At 71.5% G+C, this 18511-nt stretch carries 16 protein-coding genes; 10 read left to right on the forward strand and 6 right to left on the reverse strand.

Annotated elements, in window-relative coordinates; all coding sequences use genetic code 11:
* Positions 1 to 18: 18 nt before the first annotated feature.
* The 3 genes from ACZ5ID_RS25835 to ACZ5ID_RS25845 are packed head-to-tail and all read right to left on the reverse strand — an operon-like array spanning position 19 to position 3263.
* A complete protein-coding gene (locus tag ACZ5ID_RS25835) occupies positions 19 to 945 on the reverse strand; it encodes a sugar ABC transporter permease (protein ID WP_468902633.1) in 927 nt (308 codons plus the stop codon).
* A gap of 2 nt (positions 946 to 947) precedes the next feature.
* Positions 948 to 1955 carry a carbohydrate ABC transporter permease gene (locus ACZ5ID_RS25840; protein ID WP_468902330.1) on the reverse strand — a complete coding sequence of 336 codons (1008 nt, stop codon included), beginning with the start codon at positions 1953 to 1955 and terminating at the stop codon, positions 948 to 950.
* A 33-nt stretch (positions 1956 to 1988) separates the two neighbouring features.
* Positions 1989 to 3263: an extracellular solute-binding protein gene (locus ACZ5ID_RS25845; RefSeq protein WP_468902332.1), complete on the reverse strand. Its 1275-nt coding sequence runs from the start codon at positions 3261 to 3263 to the stop codon at positions 1989 to 1991.
* A 326-nt stretch (positions 3264 to 3589) separates the two neighbouring features.
* Here ACZ5ID_RS25845 and ACZ5ID_RS25850 point away from each other — a divergent pair, with 326 nt between their 5' ends.
* From ACZ5ID_RS25850 to ACZ5ID_RS25880, 7 genes are all read left to right on the forward strand, one after another.
* Positions 3590 to 5221, forward strand: a complete 1632-nt coding sequence (locus tag ACZ5ID_RS25850) for a glycoside hydrolase family 13 protein (RefSeq protein WP_468902336.1) — start codon at positions 3590 to 3592, stop codon at positions 5219 to 5221.
* Between the two features lie 25 nt (positions 5222 to 5246).
* Positions 5247 to 6269, forward strand: a complete 1023-nt coding sequence (locus ACZ5ID_RS25855; RefSeq protein ID WP_468902339.1) for a LacI family DNA-binding transcriptional regulator — start codon at positions 5247 to 5249, stop codon at positions 6267 to 6269.
* A gap of 155 nt (positions 6270 to 6424) precedes the next feature.
* Entirely contained in the window at positions 6425 to 7345 is a 921-nt protein-coding gene (locus ACZ5ID_RS25860; RefSeq protein WP_468902341.1) for a phosphatase PAP2 family protein, read from the forward strand.
* 99 nt (positions 7346 to 7444) lie between these two features.
* Positions 7445 to 10435: a bifunctional [glutamine synthetase] adenylyltransferase/[glutamine synthetase]-adenylyl-L-tyrosine phosphorylase gene (locus ACZ5ID_RS25865; protein ID WP_468902343.1), complete on the forward strand. Its 2991-nt coding sequence runs from the start codon at positions 7445 to 7447 to the stop codon at positions 10433 to 10435.
* 170 nt (positions 10436 to 10605) lie between these two features.
* The gene (locus ACZ5ID_RS25870; RefSeq protein WP_468902346.1) at positions 10606 to 11496 is read left to right on the forward strand and encodes an alkaline phosphatase family protein; all 891 of its coding nucleotides are present in this window, start codon (positions 10606 to 10608) and stop codon (positions 11494 to 11496) included.
* 1 nt (position 11497) lies between these two features.
* Positions 11498 to 12766, forward strand: coding sequence for an MFS transporter (locus tag ACZ5ID_RS25875; RefSeq protein ID WP_468902349.1), 1269 nt, complete (start codon positions 11498 to 11500; stop codon positions 12764 to 12766).
* A gap of 23 nt (positions 12767 to 12789) precedes the next feature.
* Complete coding sequence (locus ACZ5ID_RS25880; RefSeq protein WP_468902636.1) at positions 12790 to 13812, forward strand: TolB family protein; 1023 nt, start codon at positions 12790 to 12792, stop codon at positions 13810 to 13812.
* A gap of 21 nt (positions 13813 to 13833) precedes the next feature.
* Here ACZ5ID_RS25880 and ACZ5ID_RS25885 read toward each other — a convergent pair whose 3' ends face one another.
* The 3 genes from ACZ5ID_RS25885 to ACZ5ID_RS25895 form a co-directional block, all read right to left on the reverse strand.
* On the reverse strand, positions 13834 to 14193 hold the full coding sequence (locus tag ACZ5ID_RS25885; RefSeq protein WP_468902352.1) for a 5-carboxymethyl-2-hydroxymuconate Delta-isomerase: 360 nt from the start codon (positions 14191 to 14193) through the stop codon (positions 13834 to 13836).
* A gap of 112 nt (positions 14194 to 14305) precedes the next feature.
* On the reverse strand, positions 14306 to 14650 hold the full coding sequence (locus tag ACZ5ID_RS25890) for a VOC family protein (protein WP_468902354.1): 345 nt from the start codon (positions 14648 to 14650) through the stop codon (positions 14306 to 14308).
* A gap of 114 nt (positions 14651 to 14764) precedes the next feature.
* Positions 14765 to 16126 carry a glutamine synthetase family protein gene (locus ACZ5ID_RS25895; RefSeq protein WP_344075950.1) on the reverse strand — a complete coding sequence of 454 codons (1362 nt, stop codon included), beginning with the start codon at positions 16124 to 16126 and terminating at the stop codon, positions 14765 to 14767.
* 359 nt (positions 16127 to 16485) lie between these two features.
* On the opposite strand from ACZ5ID_RS25895, the gene ACZ5ID_RS25900 reads away from it, so the two are divergent.
* From ACZ5ID_RS25900 to ACZ5ID_RS25910, 3 genes are all read left to right on the forward strand, one after another.
* The gene (locus ACZ5ID_RS25900) at positions 16486 to 16827 is read left to right on the forward strand and encodes a hypothetical protein (protein WP_468902357.1); all 342 of its coding nucleotides are present in this window, start codon (positions 16486 to 16488) and stop codon (positions 16825 to 16827) included.
* Between the two features lie 177 nt (positions 16828 to 17004).
* Entirely contained in the window at positions 17005 to 17664 is a 660-nt protein-coding gene (locus tag ACZ5ID_RS25905) for a DUF3105 domain-containing protein (protein ID WP_468902360.1), read from the forward strand.
* The gene (locus ACZ5ID_RS25910) at positions 17661 to 18293 is read left to right on the forward strand and encodes a DUF305 domain-containing protein (RefSeq protein ID WP_468902362.1); all 633 of its coding nucleotides are present in this window, start codon (positions 17661 to 17663) and stop codon (positions 18291 to 18293) included. Before ACZ5ID_RS25905 ends, ACZ5ID_RS25910 begins: the two co-directional genes overlap by 4 nt.
* Positions 18294 to 18511 lie beyond the last annotated feature (218 nt).

Consider the following 18511-nt stretch of genomic DNA (forward strand, 5'->3'; position numbering starts at 1 on the left):
GGCCCCCGGAAACAGACGTCACCCCTTCGTCGCCCCCGCCGTCATCCCCGCCACCAGATGCTTCTGCGCGAACAGGAAGAACACCGCCGCCGGCACCGCGATCAGCACGGACGCCGCCGTCATCGGCCCCCAGTTCGCCGTGTACTGGGTGACGAACGTCTGGAGCCCGCCCGCCAGCGTCAGGTTCTCGTCCCCGACCATGAACGCCGACGAGTACGCGACCTCGCCCCACGCCGTGATGAAGGAGTAGAAGGCCGTCACGGCGAGCCCCGGCTTCGCCAGCGGCAGGATCAGGCGCCAGAACGTGCCGAACGGGTTCAGCCCGTCCACCCGCCCCGACTCGTCGATCTCCACCGGGATGCCGTCGAAGAAGCCCTTCATCATCCAGGCGCAGAAGGGGACCGCGATCGTCAGATACGTGATGATCAGGCCCACCGGCTGGTTCAGCAGCCCCAGCTGGCCCATGAGGTTGTAGAGCGGGACGATCAGGATCGCCATCGGGAACATCTGGGTGATCAGCAGCGTCCACATCAGCGGGCGCATCCCGGGGAACTTGAAGCGGCTCACCGCGTAGCCGGTGGTCGCGGAGATGAAGACGCCGAGCAGTGTCGTCACCCCGGCGATCAGCGCCGAGTTCCCGAACCAGGTGAAGAAGCTCGTCCTGTCCACCAGGTAGCGGTAGTTGTCGAGCGTCGTGTCCTTGAAGAAGTCCGTGGTGATCGCGTACTTCGCCGGCTTCAGCGAGGTCAGCAGCACCCACAGGACGGGGAAGACGGCGATGACCGACGCCACGATCAGCGTGGCGTGCAGCCCGACGGAGGCGAGCGGCGAGCGCCTGCCCCGCACCGGCCCCCGCGCGGACGCGGACTCCGGTCCCGGACCCCGCCCGCGCGCACCCTCCCGTACCGGAGCACCCGTACGCGCGGACTCCCGTGCCGACGACATCGTCACCACACCTCTCCCTGCTTGCGAAGCGAGCGCCGGTACACGAGCGCGAAGACCATCAGCACCGCGAGGATCAGCACGCCCCACGTCGCCGACCCGGCGAAGTCCCGCGGGCTCTCCACGAAGGCCTGCCGGAACGCCTGCGTCACCAGGATCTCGGTGGAGTCGCCGGGACCGCCCCGCGTCAGCAGGAAGATCACCGGGAACATGTTGAACGTCCAGATCGTGGAGAGCAGGATCACCGTGGAGGAGACCGCCCGCAGGCCCGGGACCGTGATGTAGAGGAACCGCTTCCAGGGCCCGGCCCCGTCCATCTCGGCGGCCTCGTACAGCTCGCCCGGGATCGACTGCAGGCCGCCCAGGAGCGCCACCATCATGAACGGGACGCCCAGCCAGACGTTGACCGCGATGACCGAGAACTTCGCCCAGGTCGGGTCGTCCAGCCACGGCACCGCCGAGATGCCGCCGCCGTCCAGGACCTTGTTGAGCAGGCCGTTGTCGCGGTTGAAGAGGAAGCGCCAGGCGAACACCGACACGAAGCCCGGTACCGCCCACGGCAGGATCAGCATCATCCGGTAGGCGGCGCGGCCCCGGAACTGCCGGTTGAGCATGTTCGCCAGCGCCAGGCCGAGCAGGAACGTGGTCGCGACACAGCACACCGTCCACACCACGGTCCACGTCAGCCGCTGCAGGAAGACCGGGTCCTTCAGCACGTCCACGTAGTTGTCGAGGCCGACGAACGTGTACGTGGCGTCGATGTGGTTGGCGCCGATCGTGCGGCCGACGTTGCGCTCGTTGGCGTCGGTGAGCGACAGATAGACGCCGCGGCCGAGCGGCCATCCGATGATCACGCCGAGGACGATCACCACGGGGGCGACCATGGTCCAGGCGTACCAGTGGGTCGAGAGCGCCCGCCGGAGCCGGCCGGGGCGCTCGCCGGTCGCGCGGCCCCGGCCGCGGGCGTCCTCGCCCGCGGCCGTCGCCGTCGACTGGCCGGTGTGGACAGTCATGTCAGTCAGTACCCGTCTCCCGCTGCCCGTCCGCTACTTCCAGTCCTTGAGGATCTTGTGGAAGGCGGTGGCGGCGTCCTTGGCCGCCTCCTCGGGCGAGGAGGCGCCGGTCACGGCCTTGGTGAACTGGAGCTTCAGCGGCTCGAAGAGGGCGCCGTTCTCCGGGATCCAGGCGCGCTCGACGGCCTTGTCGACGGCAGGCTTGAAGAACTTGACCATCTCGTTGGACTTCACGTCCGGCTGGTCGTACGCGGCGGTCCGGGTCGGCAGCAGGCTGAGCGCCTTGGTGGTCTGCACCTGGACGGTCTGCGAGGTCAGGTAGTCGACGAAGGCGTGCGAGGCGTCGCGGTTCTTGGAGCCCGCGTAGACGGCGAGGTCGTGGCCGCCCTGCGGGGCGCCCTGGGCGGCCGAGCCCGCCGGGACGACGGCGACACCGAGGTTGGACTTGTCCTTGAACTCGTCACCCGCGTAGACATCGGCCACCGACCAGGGGCCGTTGACCATCATGGCGACCTTGCCCGACTTGAAGGCGGTCTCCATGTTGTTCCACCCGTCGGTGGCGTTGGTGATCGCGGCGCCGGAGGTGACCAGGTCGCGGGCGGCCTTGAAGGCCTTGACCCCGGCCGGGGCGTCCACGGTGACCTTCTTGTTCTTGGCGTCGACCAGGTCGCCGCCCTCGCCGTAGATGAACGGCAGGAACCAGAAGGAGTCGTCGCCGCGCAGGTAGAGGCCGGTCTTGCCGGTCTTGGACTTGATGGCGGCGGCGGCCGTCTTCACCTCCTCCAGGGACTTCGGCGGCTCGACGCCGGCGTCCTTGAGCATCTTCTTGTTGTAGAAGAGGCCGAGGGTGTCGATGACCTGCGGGACGGCGTACATCTGGCCGTCGTACTTCCCGCTGGCCGCGGCCTGCTTGAGGAAGGCGGAGTCCACTTCCTTGGCCTTGGCGTCCGGGACCTTGTCCAGGTAGCCGAGCGAGGCGAAGTCGGAGACCCAGCCGACGTCGGCGCGGATCACGTCCGGCGCGTCGGAGCCGCCGCTGAACGCGTTCTTGATCTTGTTCTGCGCGTCGCCGTACGGCACGTTGACGTACTTGACGGTGACCTTGGGGTGCTGCGTGTGGAAGTCCTCGGCGATCTTCTTGAACGTGTCCTTCTCGGTGTCGTTCGAGGTGTCCCACCATGTGACGGTGCCGGAGAGCTCGCCCGAGCTCTTCTTGTCACCGCTGTCACTGCTGTCACTGTCGCCGCAGGCCGTCGCCGCGAGCGCCAGGGTCGCGACCAGCGCGGTGGCCGCTATGCCACGTCGCATGTGAACTCCTTCAACGGGTGCCGCGCCATCACGGCGCCGGATCGCCAGGAACGTAACAAGGATGAAAGAAGACCGAAAGACCTTGCGAAGAATTTCTGCAAGGCCGGTCGATCGTTACATCCGCGTGTCCACACGGTTGCCGACGTGCGCCTTGCCAAGCGGCCCTTCTGTACTCCATGGGCACGTACGGGAGGCCGACGCCGCTGTTGCAAGGCTTCCGCAAGACCTTGCAGGACTGTTACCTTCGACGGGCAGCGGCGTTGATCCCGTAGGCGCAGGAACCCCAGGCGCAGGACCCGTGCAGGCCACCGGAGAGGGACCCGTTCATGACACAGGAGCCGAGCACGACCACCGCCGTCGCGGACATCGAGGACCGGGCCCCCGCGCACGGCACCGGCTGGTGGCGCGACGCCGTGATCTACCAGGTGTACGTGCGCTCCTTCGCGGACGGCGACGGTGACGGCATCGGCGATCTGCCCGGTATCCGGGCCCGGCTGCCGCACCTGGCCGCGCTCGGCGCGGACGCCGTCTGGTTCACCCCCTTCTACGCCTCCCCGCAGGCCGACGGCGGCTACGACGTGGCCGACTACCGGGCCGTCGACCCGCTCTTCGGGGACCTCCAGGACGCCGACGACCTGGTCCGCGAGGCCCATCGGCTCGGACTGCGGGTGATCGTCGACATCGTCCCCAACCACACCTCCGACCAGCACAGCTGGTTCCGCGCCGCGCTGGCGGGCGGCCCCGAGCGCGAGCGCTACCACTTCCACCCCGGCAGGCGCGGCGCCGTGCCCGCCCAGGGCGGCGCCACCCCGCCCAACGACTGGGAGTCGGTCTTCGGCGGACCGGCCTGGACCCGTACCGAGGACGGCGACTGGTATCTGCACCTGTTCGCCCCCGAACAGCCCGACCTCAACTGGGAACACCCCGAGGTGCGGGCCGAGTTCGAGTCGGTGCTGCGCTTCTGGCTCGACCTCGGTGTCGACGGCTTCCGGATCGACGTGGCGCACGGCATGGTCAAGGCGGCCGGGCTGCCCGACATCGGCGCCCGCGAGCAGGCCAAGCTCATCGGCGCCCAGGAGCTGCCCTTCTTCGACCAGGACGGCGTCCACGAGATCCACCGCTCCTGGCGCCGGCTGCTCGACTCCTACGAGGGCGAGCGCATCGCGGTCGCGGAGGCCTGGGCGCCCTCGCCCGAGCGGCTCGCCCTGTACGTACGCCCCGACGAACTGCACCAGGCCTTCAACTTCCAGTTCCTCACCTGCCCCTGGGACGCGGCCGAGATGCGCGCGGTCGTCGACGCCTCGCTCGCCGCGACCCGCTCGGTCGGCGCTCCCGCCACCTGGGTGCTCTCCAACCACGACGTGGTGCGCCACCCGACCCGTTACGGCGGCGGCGCGCGGGGCCTGCGCCGGGCGCGGGCCGCGGCCCTGCTGATGCTGGCGCTGCCCGGTTCCGTCTACCTCTACCAGGGCGAGGAGCTGGGCCTGCCCGAGGTCACGGACCTGCCCGACGAGGTGCGCCAGGACCCGTCCTTCTTCCGTGCCGAGGGCCAGGACGGCTTCCGCGACGGCTGCCGGGTGCCCATCCCGTGGACCGAGGACGGGCCCAGCCACGGCTTCGGCAGCGGCGGCAGCTGGCTCCCGCAGCCCGAGTCCTGGCGCGGCCTCTCCGTCGAGGCCCAGACCGGCGATCCGCGCTCGACCCTGGAGCTCTACCGCTCGGCCCTCGCCCTGCGCCGCGAGCTGCCGGGGCTCGGGGACGGCGGGATGGAGTGGCTGGAGGCGCCCGAGGGCGTGCTCGCCTTCACCCGCGAGGGGTTCGTCTGCACGGTCAACACGGGCGCCGACGCGGCCCGACTGACGGTTCCGGGACGGCCGTTGCTGTCGACCTCGGCGCTGGAGTTCACCGGCGGTACCGTCACGATCCCCGCCGAATCCGCAGTCTGGTGGGCAATCTGACGTGCGACCGGTACAGTCCAATCCCGTGACCGCACGGCTTGCCGACATTGCAGCCCAGGCGGGGGTCAGCGAAGCCACAGTCAGCCGCGTGCTCAACGGCAAGCCCGGCGTGGCCGCGGGCACCCGTGAATCGGTGCTGGCCGCCCTCGACGTCCTCGGCTACGAGCGGCCGGTGCGGCTGCGCAGGCGCAGCGCCGGTCTGGTCGGTCTGATAACGCCGGAGCTGGAGAACCCGATCTTCCCGGCGCTCGCCCAGGTCATTGGCCAGTCCCTGACCCGCCAGGGGTACACCCCGGTGCTGGCCACCCAGACGCCCGGCGGCTCCACCGAGGACGAACTCACCGAGATGCTGGTGGACCGGGGCGTCTCGGGCATCATCTTCGTCTCCGGGCTGCACGCCGACACCACCGCCGACATGGAGCGCTACGAGCAGCTGCGCGCGCAGGGCGTGCCGTACGTGCTGGTGGACGGCTTCTCGCCGAAGGTGCAGGCGCCCTTCATCTCCCCCGACGACCGGGCGGCGATGCGGCTCGCGGTCACGCACCTCGCCGCGCTCGGCCACACCCGTATCGGCCTCGCGGTGGGCCCCAAGCGGTTCGTGCCGGTGCTGCGCAAGATCGAGGGCTTCACGGCCGCGATGGAGGACTCGCTCGGGCTCACGCCCCGGGAGGCCGAGGCGCTGGTCCAGCACTCGCTGTACACGCTGGAGGGCGGCCAGGCCGCCACCACCGCGCTGATCGCGGTCGGCTGCACGGCCGTGGTGTGCGCCAGCGACATGATGGCGCTCGGCGCGATCCGGGCGGCCCGCCAGGCCGGGCTCGACGTGCCGAAGGACATCTCGGTGGTCGGCTTCGACGACTCCCCGCTCATAGCGTTCACCGACCCCCCGCTGACCACGATCCGCAAGCCGGTGACGGCGATGGGGCAGGCGGCCGTCCGCGCGCTCCTGGAGGAGATCGGCGGCACGCCTGCGCCGCACAGCGAGTTCGTGTTCATGCCCGAGCTGGTGGTTCGCGGTTCAACCGCTTCTGGACCCGCGCCCAAGTAGTTCTCCGGTGGGGCGGGCGCCCGCTTCGGCCTAAAATCGGGGGAAGAGTCACCCTCTCGTCCGTGAGGAGTCCTCCACCAGGAGTACGAATCCGGACCGAACCCGACCGGAGGACGATCTGCGGGGAGGGGGTCCGTCTGGCAGACTCTCTCGCTATGGGTGAAATGACCGTGAAGACTCTGGAAGGTACGGCGGACACCCCGTCGGCCGCCGCGTCGGCTGCGCCCACCCCCCTCTCGGAAGAGCACCCCACCGAAGCACCGACGCCGCCGGTCCCGGCAGCACCCGCCTCACTCCTCCAACGGCTGCGCACCCCGCGCCGCCCCCGGATCTGGTTCGAAGTCCTCCTGATCGCGGTGAGTTACTGGACGTACTCGCTCATCCGCAACGCCGTCCCCGAGCAGCGGACACAGGCGCTCGACAACGCCGACTGGCTCTGGTCGGTCGAGCAGCACCTCGGCATCGCCGTGGAGCGCTCCGTCAACCACGGCGTCAACTCGGTGACATGGCTCATCACCGGCATGAACTACTACTACGCCACGCTCCACTTCGTGGTGACGATCGGCGTCCTGGCGTGGCTCTTCCGCAGCCACCCCGGCCGCTACGCCGCGTCCCGCCTGGTCCTCTTCGCCACCACCGGCGTGGCCCTGGTGGGCTACTACTTCTACCCGCTGGCGCCGCCCCGCCTGATGAACGGCGGGGGCTTCGTCGACACCGTCCTGGCCCACCACACCTGGGGCTCGATGGCCTCGGGCGACCTGAAGAACATGTCGAACCAGTACGCGGCGATGCCGTCGATGCACATCGGCTGGTCGCTCTGGTGCGGTCTGACGGTCTTCGCGCTCGCCAGGGCGCCCTGGGCGCGAATCCTGGGCCTGCTCTACCCGGCGGCGACCCTGGTCGTCATCGTCTCGACGGCCAACCACTTCTGGCTGGACGCGGTGGGCGGCGTCCTCTGCCTCTCCTTCGGCTTCCTCCTCTCCCGCGCCTGGTACGGAGAGCTGCCGCACCGGCTGCCCCGACGGATCACCGCCCCGCCCCGCGCCCGCGTGGTGACGGGCACGGCACGTGCCTGACCCCGCCTCGCCCGTCCCTTCCCGGCCCGCTCCGGATAGGCTCGTTCCCGACCTTGATCCGGCGCGGAGCCGGGCGCGGTGGCAGGAGGAGGCGGCGGTATGACGGCGGTGCCCGGACGCAGGAGCAGCACCTTCACACGGCTGCTGCGGTTCGGCTTCACCGATCCGTCGGCGGCCGAGCGGCTCCTCGACGTTCCCGAGCTCGCCTCCGTACGCACCGATCCGGTGCTCCTGGACGCGCTGGGCGCCACCGCCGACCCGGATCTGGCGCTCACCGGTCTGGTACGGATCGTGGAGGCGCAGGACCCCGCCGAGCGGCGGGCGCTGCTGGACACCCTGATCACCGCCAAGCCGCTGCGGGACCGGCTGCTGGGGGTCCTGGGGGCCTCCGAGGCGCTCGGCGACCATCTGGCCCGCCACCCCCGCGACTGGCACGCCCTCGTCACCTACGAGGCCGCGGACCTGCATCCGGGGGTCGCCGAGTTCGAACGGGGGCTGGCCGGGGCCCGGGACCCGGTGTCGCTGCGGATCGCCTACCGCCGGTGCCTGCTGGCCATAGCGGCCCGTGACGTGTGCGGGACGACCCACGTGGCCGAGACCGCGGCCGAGCTCGCGGACCTGGCCACCGCCACCCTGCGGGCGGCGCTCGCCATCGCCCGTACCGCCGCCCCCGAGGACGCCGCGATATGCCGACTCGCGGTGATCGCCATGGGCAAGTGCGGCGGTCATGAGCTGAACTACGTCTCCGACGTCGACGTGATCTTCGTCGGGGAGCCCGCCGAGGGGGCCGACGAGCGCAAGGCGCTCCAGGCCGCCACCCGGCTCGCCTCGCACCTCATGCGGATCTGCTCGGAGACCACCGTCGAGGGCACCATCTGGCCCGTCGACGCCAATCTGCGCCCCGAGGGCCGCAACGGCCCGCTGGTGCGCACCCTCTCCTCGCACCTCGCGTACTACCAGCGCTGGGCCAAGACCTGGGAGTTCCAGGCGCTGCTGAAGGCGCGGGCGGTGGCCGGGGACCCGGAGCTGGGGGCCGCCTACATCGAGGCAGTCTCACCTCTGGTGTGGCAGGCCGCCGAGCGCGACAACTTCGTGGCGGACGTGCAGAAGATGCGCCGCCGGGTCGTCGCCACCATCCCGGCCGCCCAGGTGGAGCGCGAGCTGAAGCTGGGCCCCGGCGGGCTGCGGGACGTCGAGTTCGCCGTCCAGCTGCTCCAGCTCGTGCACGGCCGCAGCGACGCCACCCTGCACAGCGGCACCACCCTGGACGCGCTCGGCGCCCTCGCGGCGGGCGGCTATGTGGGGCGCGCGGACGCCGCCCAGCTCGACGAGGCGTACCGCTTCCTGCGCGCGATGGAGCACCGCATCCAGCTGTACCGGCTGCGCCGCACCCATCTGGTGCCCGAGGACGAGGCCGACCTGCGGCGCCTGGGCCGCTCGCTGGGCCTGCGCACCGAGCCCGTCAGCACGCTCAACCGGGAGTGGAAGAAGCACGCCTCCGTGGTGCGGCGGCTGCACGAGAAGCTCTTCTACCGGCCGCTGCTCGACGCGGTCGCCCAGCTCTCCCCCGGTGAGACCCGGCTCAGCCCGCGCGCGGCGGGCCAGCGCCTGGAGGCCCTGGGGTACGCCGACCCCGCCTCGGCCCTGCGGCATCTGGAGGCGCTCTCCTCCGGCGTGACCCGCAAGGCCGCCATCCAGCGCACCCTGCTGCCGGTGCTGCTCGGCTGGTTCGCCGACTCCGCCGACCCGGACGCCGGTCTGCTGGGCTTCCGCAAGGTCTCCGACGCGCTCGGCAAGACGCCCTGGTACCTGCGGCTGCTGCGCGACGAGGGCGCGGCGGCGGAGAACCTCGCCCGGGTGCTCTCGGCCGGCCGCCTCGCGCCCGACCTGCTGCTCCGCGCCCCGGAGGCGGTGGCGATCCTGGGTGCCCCGGGGGGCCTGGGGCCCCGGCTGCGCGAGCCGCTGGAGCAGGAGGTGCTGGCCGCGGTGGGCCGCTCCGAGAGCGCCGAGGGCGCGGTCGCGGCGGCCCGTGGCGTACGCCGCCGGGAGCTGTTCCGCACCGCCGCGGCCGATCTGATCGGCAGCTACGGTACGGAGGAGAGCCCGGCCGAGGAGGACCCCGGGGCGCTGGTCGACCGGGTAGGCAACGCGGTCACCGACCTGAACGCGGCGACGCTCTCGGGCGCGCTGCGGGCGGCCGTGCGGGCCGAGTGGGGCGAGACGCTGCCCACCCGGTTCGCGGTCATCGGCATGGGCCGCTTCGGCGGGCACGAGCTGAGCTACGGCTCGGACGCGGACGTCCTGTTCGTCCACGAGCCGCGCGACGGCGTCGACGAGCAGGAGGCCAGCCGGGCCGCCAACCGGGTCGTCACCGAGATGCGCCGGCTGCTCCAACTGCCCACCGCCGACCCGCCGTTGCTGATCGACGCGGATCTGCGCCCGGAGGGCAAGAGCGGCCCGTTGGTGCGCACCCTGGCGTCCTACGCCGCGTACTACCGCCGCTGGTCCCTGGGGTGGGAGAGCCAGGCGCTGCTGCGTGCCGAGCCGATGGCGGGCGACGAGGAGCTGGGGCGGCGGTTCGTCGAGCTGATCGACCCGCTGCGCTACCCGGCCGACGGGCTCGGGGAGGACGCGGTGCGCGAGATCCGCCGGCTGAAGGCCCGGATGGAGTCGGAGCGGATGCCGCGCGGCGCCGACCCGACGCTCCACACCAAGCTGGGGCGCGGCGGCCTCTCGGACGTCGAGTGGACGGTCCAGCTCCTGCAGATGCGCCACGGCCGGGACGAGCCGGGCCTGCGCACCACCCGCACCCGGACCGCGCTGCGCGCCGCGCACGCGGCGGGCCTGATCACCACCGAGGACGCGGTGACGCTGGACGACGCGTGGGTGCTGGCGACGCGGGTGCGGAACGGGGTGATGCTGGTGCGGGGGCGGCCCGGCGACACGTTCCCGTCCGACGGGCGGGAGCTGGCGGCGGTCGGCCGCTATCTGGGCTACGAGCCGGGCCATGTCGGGGACATGCTGGACGACTACCGGCGGGTCACGCGGCGGGCGCGAGGTGTGGTGGAGAGGTTGTTCTACGGGGCGTAGCGTTGCTGGTGGGGCGCGGTCGGCCCGCGCCCGGCCGGGCCGCGCGCCGTGGACACGGACACACCCAACCGTTCCCGTTTCCTTCACCCGCACGGATCTTCCCGTCGTCGGACGTCCGCCCTACCCTCACGGTGCACCGCCCCCCACGTCCCCACACCGGAGGTACCGCCGTGTCCGGCTGGTCCATACCCCGTCGCCGTACCCGCACCGCCCTCGTCACCGCCGTCGGCCTCGCCGCCGCGTCCGCCGGCCTGTGGGCCGGGCTCGGCGGCACGTCCGCCGCCTCGACGACGACGGCCCCGCCCACCCCCGACCACACCGTGGTCGTGGTCTTCGAGAACCACGCGTACAACCAGGTCATCGGCAGCTCCAGCGCCCCGTACATCAACACGCTCAAGAGCGGCGGCGCCAGCCTCACGCAGTCGTACGCCGAGACCCACCCGAGCCAGCCCAACTACTACGCGATGTTCTCCGGCTCCACGCAGGGCATCACGGACGACAGCTGTGTGCGGGTCGGCTTCTCCTCCGCGCCCAACCTGGCGTCCGAGATCATCGCCAAGGGGAAGACCTGGGCGAGCTACAACGAGACGCTGCCCAGCCAGGGTTCGACCACGTGCGGCAGCGGCCGGTACGCGCAGAAGCACAACCCGTGGTTCGGCTTCTCCAATGTGCCGACGTCCAGCGCGAAGACCTTCGCGCAGTTCCCGACGGACTTCACCACACTGCCCACCGTCAGTTACGTGGTGCCGAACCTGTGCAGCGACATGCACGACTGCTCGGTCTCGACCGGTGACACCTGGCTGAAGAACAACCTGAAGGCGTACGCGGACTGGGCCAGGACCCACAACAGCCTGCTCGTCGTCACCTTCGACGAGGACAACCGGCTCGCGGGCAACAGGATCGCGACCGTCCTCTACGGCCAGCAGGTCGTCCCCGGCTCGACCTCCTCGACCACGTACAACCACTACGACGTGCTCCGCACGATCGAGGACATGTACGGCACCACGCACGCCGGCCAGGCCGCCAACGCCTCGGACATCACGGGTATCTGGGCCTCCTGACGTGTACGTAGCAGACAGCCGCGGCACTCCCGCGGCCCCCGCCGCCCGGCTCACCACCGGGCGGCGGGGCACCGTGGCCCCGACCGTGCTCGCGCTGGGCGCGGTCAGCCTGATCACCGACGTCTCCTCGGAGATGGTCACCGCCGTCCTGCCGCTCTACCTGGTCACGGGCCTGGGCCTGTCCCCGCTCGGCTTCGGCCTGCTCGACGGCGTCTACAACGGCTTCAGCGCGCTCGTCCGCCTGGTCGGCGGTCATCTGGCCGACCGGGGCGGACGCCACAAGTCGGTCGCGGTCCTCGGCTACGGCCTCTCCGCGGTGTGCAAACCCCTCCTGCTGGTGGCGGGTTCGCTGCCGGTGATCGGCGCGGTGCTCGCCGCCGACCGTACGGGCAAGGGGCTGCGCACGGCGCCACGCGACGCGATGATCTCGCTGGCCTCGGCGCCCGAGGCGCGCGGGCGGGCGTTCGGTGTGCACCGCGCGATGGACACGGCCGGCGCCCTGCTGGGGCCGCTGGCCGCGTTTCTGATCCTCCGTCAGGCGGTGGACGGGTACGACGCGGTGTTCACGGTCAGCTTCTGCGTGGCGGCGGCGGGCGTCCTCGTCCTGGTGCTCTTCGTGCCCGCGCGCACCGCCCCCGAGCGGGCCCCGGACGCGCCGCGCGCCTCGCTGAGGGCCGCGCTCGCGCTGCTCGGCGAGCGCGAGGTGCGCCGGCTGGCGCTCTGCGCCCTGCTGCTGGGCCTGGCCACGGTCAGCGACTCCTTCGTCTACCTCCTGCTCCAGCGGCGCCTGGACGTACCCGACCGCTGGTTCGCGCTGCTGCCGCTCGGCACGGCGGCGGCGTTCCTGCTCCTGGCCGTGCCGCTGGGCCGCCTCGCCGACCGGGTGGGCCGCTGGCAGGTCTTCCTCGGCGGCCACGCGGCCCTGCTCTGCGCGTACGCCCTGCTTCTGCCCGGCTGGCGCGGGGCGCCGCTGCCGTACGTCGTCCTCGCCCTGCACGGCCTGTTCTACGCGGCGACCGACGGCGTCCTGATGGCCGCGGCGGCGGGCGCGGTCCCCGCCCGACTGCGCTCCAGCGGGCTGGCGTTGATCCAGACCGGCCAGGCGTCGGCCCGCCTCGTCTGCTCGATCGCGTTCGGCGCGGCGTGGACGGCGTGGGGCGACCGGACGGCGCTGAGCACGGCGGCCCTCGCGCTCGCGGCCTGCGCGGCCGGCGCGGTGCTGCTGCGCCCGACGGACCCGTACCGCACCGACGGGGGAACCCCGGCATGAGCCCGCTGACCCGGACACCGCCCATGACCCTGCGCAACAAACTGATCGTCCTGGTCACGGCCCTGGTCGTGCTCGCGGGCGTGGCCACCGCGTCCGTCCTGCGCGCGGCGGACCGCGAGGACCGCAGGAACCACGTCCAGGCGGACGGGCCGCCGGTACGCGGCGGCGAGGTCTCCCTCGCCCCCGGCGCCGGGCGCCGGATCGTCTTCCGCAACATGGCCTGGGGCCCGCACCGCGACGAGCTCGCCACGGTCCCGGCCGCCGCCCCGTCGGGGCCGCGCACCGCCTCCGGGGTGAAGTGCCTGCGCTTCTACGCGGCCGGCGGCACCGGGGTGTGCCTCCAGGCCGAGCGGGGCGCGGTGCGGGACGGCTACCGGGCGGTGATCCTGGACGCGGAGCTGAGGGAGCGGGCCCACTACGGCCTGCCGGGCATCCCGACCCGGGCGCGGGTCTCCCCGTCCGGGCACCTGGCCGCCTGGACGGTCTTCGTGGGCGGCGACTCGTACGCGGGCACCAACTTCTCCACCCGCACGGCGATCCTGGACACCCGGACCGGCAGGCTCACCAAGACCCTGGAGGACTTCGCGATCGAGCGCGACGGGCATCCGTACCGCGCCTCGGACGTGAACTTCTGGGGTGTCACCTTCGCCGACGACACCCGCTTCTACGCGACGATGGCGACGGCCGGGAAGACCTATCTGGTCCGCGGCGACCTGCGGTCCCGCAGCCTCACCACGCTCCGCACCAACCTGGAGTGCCCGTCCCTCTCCCCCGACGGCACCCGCCTCGCCTTCAAAAAACGCGTCCCCGGCCTCCCGGCGGACGCGCCCTGGCGCCTGTACGTCCTGGACCTCGCCACCCTGCGCGAGACCCCGCTGGCCGAGCCGCGCAGCGTGGACGACCAGCTGGTGTGGCAGGACGACAGGACGGTGACGTACTCCCTGCCGGGCGACTACGGAGCCGACCTCTACACCCTCCCCGCCGACGGCACGGGCAGCCCCCACCGCCTGCTGACGGCGGGGCTGGCGCCGGCGTATCTGGGTTAGTCCGGCGGCCGACCGTCCGGGTCAGTCCTTGTACGAGCGGTAGGACTCCCGCTCCATCTCGCGGACCTCGACCATGACCTGGAGCCGGTGGCCCTCGGAGGCCTTCGCGTGCCGGACGGCGATGTCGCGGACCGTCTCGGCCAGCTTCTCGCGGGTCTCGCGGGTGCGGCCGGTGAGGATCGAGAGCTGTATGAAGACGGCGTCGACGCTGTCGTCGCCGTCGCCGAAGTAGGACTCCTCGATCTGCCGGAAGCGCGTCTTGAAGCCCGCGCTCGGGGCGTCGACGACGGTCGGCGCGGTGGTGTGCACCTCGCGCGCGAAGGCCTGGCGGTCGAAGGTCCGGCTGAGGCGTTCCGAGTACTCGACATGGACGAACGGCATGCTCAATCCTTAGGTCGCACGGCAGAACCGGCTGGCTCTCAGCAGCCGCAACCGGCCCCCGCCGGGCGGTATTCCCGCCCCCGTACGAGGGCGGGCCCGCCGTGCGCGCCCGTCAGGAGGGCTGGACCAGACCGATCACATTGCCGTCGGCGTCCTTGACCGAGGCCGTCAGCCGCCCGCCGCCGACGTCCTGGACGCCCTGGAGCGACTCGGCGCCCGCGTCGAGCAGGGCCTTCACGGTCTTGTCGATGTCGTCGACGTGCCAGTACGGGACGGGTCCCGTCATCCCCTTGCCGTGGCCGTTGGGGTCGAGCCCCACTTCCTGCCCGGCCGCGTTGAACTGCACGTAGTACGGCTCGTCCATCACGGGCTCGGCCCCGAGCAGCCCGCCGAACAGGGCCTTCGCGGCGGCGATGTCCTTGACGGGGTAGATGATCGTCTTCAGGCCTTGGGTCATGGGGGTGCTCCTCGCAGTGCATGGCGCGGGACGGCGTACGGCCGCCCCTGCCATGACACACCCCACCGGCCGGACCCGCCCGCCGGGACCGCCCGAATGCCGGACCCCTACGCCCTACAGCACCGGCAGGTTCTTCCGCAGCTCGAAGGCCGTGACCTCCGAGCGGTACTCCTCCCACTCCTGCTTCTTGTTGCGCAGGAAGAAGTCGAAGACGTGCTCGCCGAGCGTCTCGGCGACCAGTTCGCTCCGTTCCATCAGGGAGATCGCCTCGCCCAGGTTCTGCGGCAGCGGCTCGATGCCCATCGCGCGGCGCTCGGAGTCCGACAGGGCCCAGACGTCGTCGTCGGCGCCCGCCGGGAGCTCGTAGCCCTCCTCGATGCCCTTCAGACCCGCCGCGAGGAGCAGGGAGTAGGCCAGGTACGGGTTGCAGCCGGAGTCCAGGGAGCGGACCTCGACGCGGGCGGAGCCGGTCTTGCCGGGCTTGTACATCGGGACGCGGATCAGCGCGGAGCGGTTGTTGTGGCCCCAGCAGATGTACGAGGGGGCCTCGCCGCCCGCACCCGCCGTGCGCTCCGAGCCGCCCCAGATCCGCTTGTAGGAGTTGACCCACTGGTTGGTGACGGCCGAGATCTCGGCGGCGTGCTTGAGCAGGCCCGCGATGAAGGAGCGGCCGACCTTGGAGAGCTGGTACTCGGCGCCCGACTCATAGAAGGCGTTGCGGTCGCCCTCGAAGAGGGAGAGGTGGGTGTGCATACCGGAGCCGGGGAACTCCGAGAAGGGCTTGGGCATGAAGGTCGCCTGCACCCCCTGCTCCAGCGCCACCTGCTTCATGACCAGGCGGAAGGTCATGATGTTGTCGGCGGTGGAGAGGGCGTCGGCGTACCGCAGGTCGATCTCCTGCTGGCCGGGCGCGCCCTCGTGGTGGCTGAACTCGACCGAGATGCCCATCGACTCCAGCATGGTGATCGCCTGGCGGCGGAAGTCCATGCCGACGTTCTGCGGGGTGTGGTCGAAGTAGCCGGAGTTGTCGGCGGGCACCGGGCGGGTGCCGTCCAGCGGCTTGTCCTTCAGCAGGAAGAACTCGATCTCGGGGTGGGTGTAGAAGGTGAAGCCCAGGTCCGAGGTCTTGGCGAGGATGCGCTTGAGGACGAAGCGCGGGTCCGCGAAGGACGGGGAGCCGTCGGGCATCAGGATGTCGCAGAACATCCGCGCGGTGCCCGGGGCCTCGGCGCGCCACGGCAGGATCTGGAACGTGCCCGGGTCCGGCTTCGCGATCATGTCGGACTCGTACACCCGGGCGAAGCCCTCGATGGCCGAGCCGTCGAAGCCGATGCCCTCGTCGAACGCCTGCTCCAGTTCGGCAGGAGCCACCGCGACCGACTTCAGGAAGCCGAGCACATCGGTGAACCACAAGCGCACGAACCGGATGTCACGCTCTTCGAGAGTGCGGAGCACGAACTCCTGCTGCTTGTCCATAAGCCACATCCTTGCAGTTCAGACGGTCTGTGCACCACCGCCCGGGCATGAGGGGGAGACATCAGTATCAGGGCCCGGGATTACCGACACATTACGCACCCGGAATGAGCCGTCCCATGTCGCCTCCCCACCCTCGCACCGGGTGCCGCGCGGGGCGAGGCCGTGGGGGGTACCGGCTGCCCGCCCCATGCGGAAACGTCCCGGCGGACGGTCGCTCACGGGTGCCCGGACCCGGGCCCGTCCACACCCCCGTGTGCGGTGGCCGGATCTTGGCCGACCCCACCCTGCCGCGCGCCGCGCTTCCTCGCCTAGCATCTGCGCCTATGGGGGGAGTGCGAGGCCTTCGCATCACACGTCCCATGGCGCTGGTGAGCGCCATGGCGACGCTCCTCGCCGCGCTCTTCCTCTGTCTGAGCGCGGGCGGCGGGGCGAGCGCGGACGCCGCCGCTCCGCGGGCCCACCACGCCCTGGCGACGGGCGGGGCGGCGCAGTACGGCTGTCCGGACGACCGCGGTGACTGCGGGCTCTTCCCGCACGCGGACCCGGCCGTGCTCACGGCCCCGGCGCCGCTCGACGCCCCGGCGCCGGGGGGCGCGCACACGGTACGGCCCGCCGCCGCTCCGCCCTCGGGGGCGCCGGTCCGGGGCGGGGTCCGGCCCCGGGCCCCCGATCTCCATGCCCTTCAGGTGCTGAGGTCCTGAGCCGAGGTCCTGAGTGCGCCGCCGGGCGCGCGCTCCCGCGGGCCGTCTCCGGACCGGCCGCGTCCGCGTGGCGGCAGCCGCAGGACGGCACAGCCCCGCGCCCCGGAGCAGCACCGGGCCCCGCGGGTCCGCAGAACCTCCCCCGACCTCTCCCTCACCAGAAGGACTTGAGCCCCCATGGCCACCAAGGAATCCAAGAACTCGCGTCAGGCGCGCATAGCCGAGATGCGGCGTGCCGAGCAGGCCCGCGAGCGCCGCAACAAGATCGTCGCCATCACCGCGTCGGTGGCGATCGTCGCCGGGCTCGTCGGCGTCGGCGCGTACCTGCTGAACAAGGAGTCCGACGACAAGGACAAGCAGCAGGCGCAGAAGGCAGCCGACGCCAAGGCGACCATCGCGGGCGAGAAGGACTGGGACGCCAAGAAGCTCACCCGCAACCACGTCAGCAAGAAGGTGACGTACCCGATGAAGCCCCCGGTCGGCGGTGACCACGACCAGGTGTGGATGAACTGCGGCGGCGCGGTCTACAAGAAGCCGCTCCCGGACATGAACGCGGTGCACTCCCTGGAGCACGGCGCGGTGTGGGTGACGTACAACGACAAGGCGCCCGCCGCCGATGTGCAGAAGCTCTCCGACAAGGTCTCCAAGACGCCGTACTCGCTGATGAGCCCGTACCAGGACCAGTCCGGGTCGATCATGCTCAGCGCCTGGGGCAAGCAGGTGACGGTGACCAGTGCGGACGACCCGCGGGTCAACCAGTTCTTCGCCAAGTACGTACAGGGCCCGCAGACGCCGGAGCCGGGCGCGGCCTGCACCGGCGGGCTGGACCAGAAGTGAACCGCACCTACTGGGCGTCCCTGGCGGCCGTCGTGGCGGCCCTGGTGTTCGCGACCGTGGCCACGGTCGCGAGTGCCACCGGCGGGGACTCCGAGCCCGCCGCCCGTACCCCCGCGGCGGCCTCGGCGGACGCCGGCTTCGCCCGTGACATGGCCGTCCACCACCAGCAGGCGGTGGAGATGTCGTTCATCGTGCGCGACCGCACGAAGGACGAGGAGGTCCGCCGCCTCGCGTACGACATCGCCAACACCCAGGCCAACCAGCGGGGCATGCTGCTCGGCTGGCTGGATCTGTGGGGGCTGCCCAAGTCGGACCCGGAGCGGCTGCCGATGGCGTGGATGGGCATGGGCAGCGAGCCCGGCGCGGACGGCGCGCTGATGCCCGGCATGGCGACCAACACCGAGCTCGGCCAACTGCGGGCCGCCGACGGCAGGCAGGCGGAGATCCTCTACCTGCGGCTGATGACCGAGCACCACAAGGGTGGTGTCCATATGGCCCAGGGGTGCGCCCAGCAGTGTACGACCGAGGTGGAGCGCGCCCTGGCGCAGGGCATGGTCGACTCCCAGCGGTCCGAGATCGACCTGATGGCACAGATGCTGAAGGCGCGCGGGGCCGCACCGCGTACGTAACGCGGTGAGCGGGCACGGGCCGGGCGGCGTACGCAATACGCCCGAGTCCGTATTTGCGTCACCAAAAGAGCCCAAGTCTCGCCACGACGGCGGGACTTGGGTTTCTCTTGGGGTTCACATGTCCCCGGCATGAACCGTTCCTCACCAGAGTGACGCTGTGCATGTGCAGATCAAGTGCGCATGCCTCCCAGGTGAAGAGCCTTATGCAGGGGGTCACA

The sequence above is a fragment of the Streptomyces sp. NPDC031670 genome (assembly GCF_055580545.1).

Coding starts and splice junctions, on each gene's coding strand:
- ACZ5ID_RS25835 (WP_468902633.1), bottom strand. CDS start 945: ATGTCGTCGGCACGGGAGTCCGCGCGTACGGGTGCTCCGGTACGGGAG.
- ACZ5ID_RS25840 (WP_468902330.1), bottom strand. CDS start 1,955: ATGACTGTCCACACCGGCCAGTCGACGGCGACGGCCGCGGGCGAGGAC.
- ACZ5ID_RS25845 (WP_468902332.1), bottom strand. CDS start 3,263: ATGCGACGTGGCATAGCGGCCACCGCGCTGGTCGCGACCCTGGCGCTC.
- ACZ5ID_RS25850 (WP_468902336.1), top strand. CDS start 3,590: ATGACACAGGAGCCGAGCACGACCACCGCCGTCGCGGACATCGAGGAC.
- ACZ5ID_RS25860 (WP_468902341.1), top strand. CDS start 6,425: ATGGGTGAAATGACCGTGAAGACTCTGGAAGGTACGGCGGACACCCCG.
- ACZ5ID_RS25865 (WP_468902343.1), top strand. CDS start 7,445: ATGACGGCGGTGCCCGGACGCAGGAGCAGCACCTTCACACGGCTGCTG.
- ACZ5ID_RS25880 (WP_468902636.1), top strand. CDS start 12,790: ATGACCCTGCGCAACAAACTGATCGTCCTGGTCACGGCCCTGGTCGTG.
- ACZ5ID_RS25885 (WP_468902352.1), bottom strand. CDS start 14,193: ATGCCGTTCGTCCATGTCGAGTACTCGGAACGCCTCAGCCGGACCTTC.
- ACZ5ID_RS25890 (WP_468902354.1), bottom strand. CDS start 14,650: ATGACCCAAGGCCTGAAGACGATCATCTACCCCGTCAAGGACATCGCC.
- ACZ5ID_RS25895 (WP_344075950.1), bottom strand. CDS start 16,126: ATGGACAAGCAGCAGGAGTTCGTGCTCCGCACTCTCGAAGAGCGTGAC.
- ACZ5ID_RS25900 (WP_468902357.1), top strand. CDS start 16,486: ATGGCGCTGGTGAGCGCCATGGCGACGCTCCTCGCCGCGCTCTTCCTC.
- ACZ5ID_RS25905 (WP_468902360.1), top strand. CDS start 17,005: ATGGCCACCAAGGAATCCAAGAACTCGCGTCAGGCGCGCATAGCCGAG.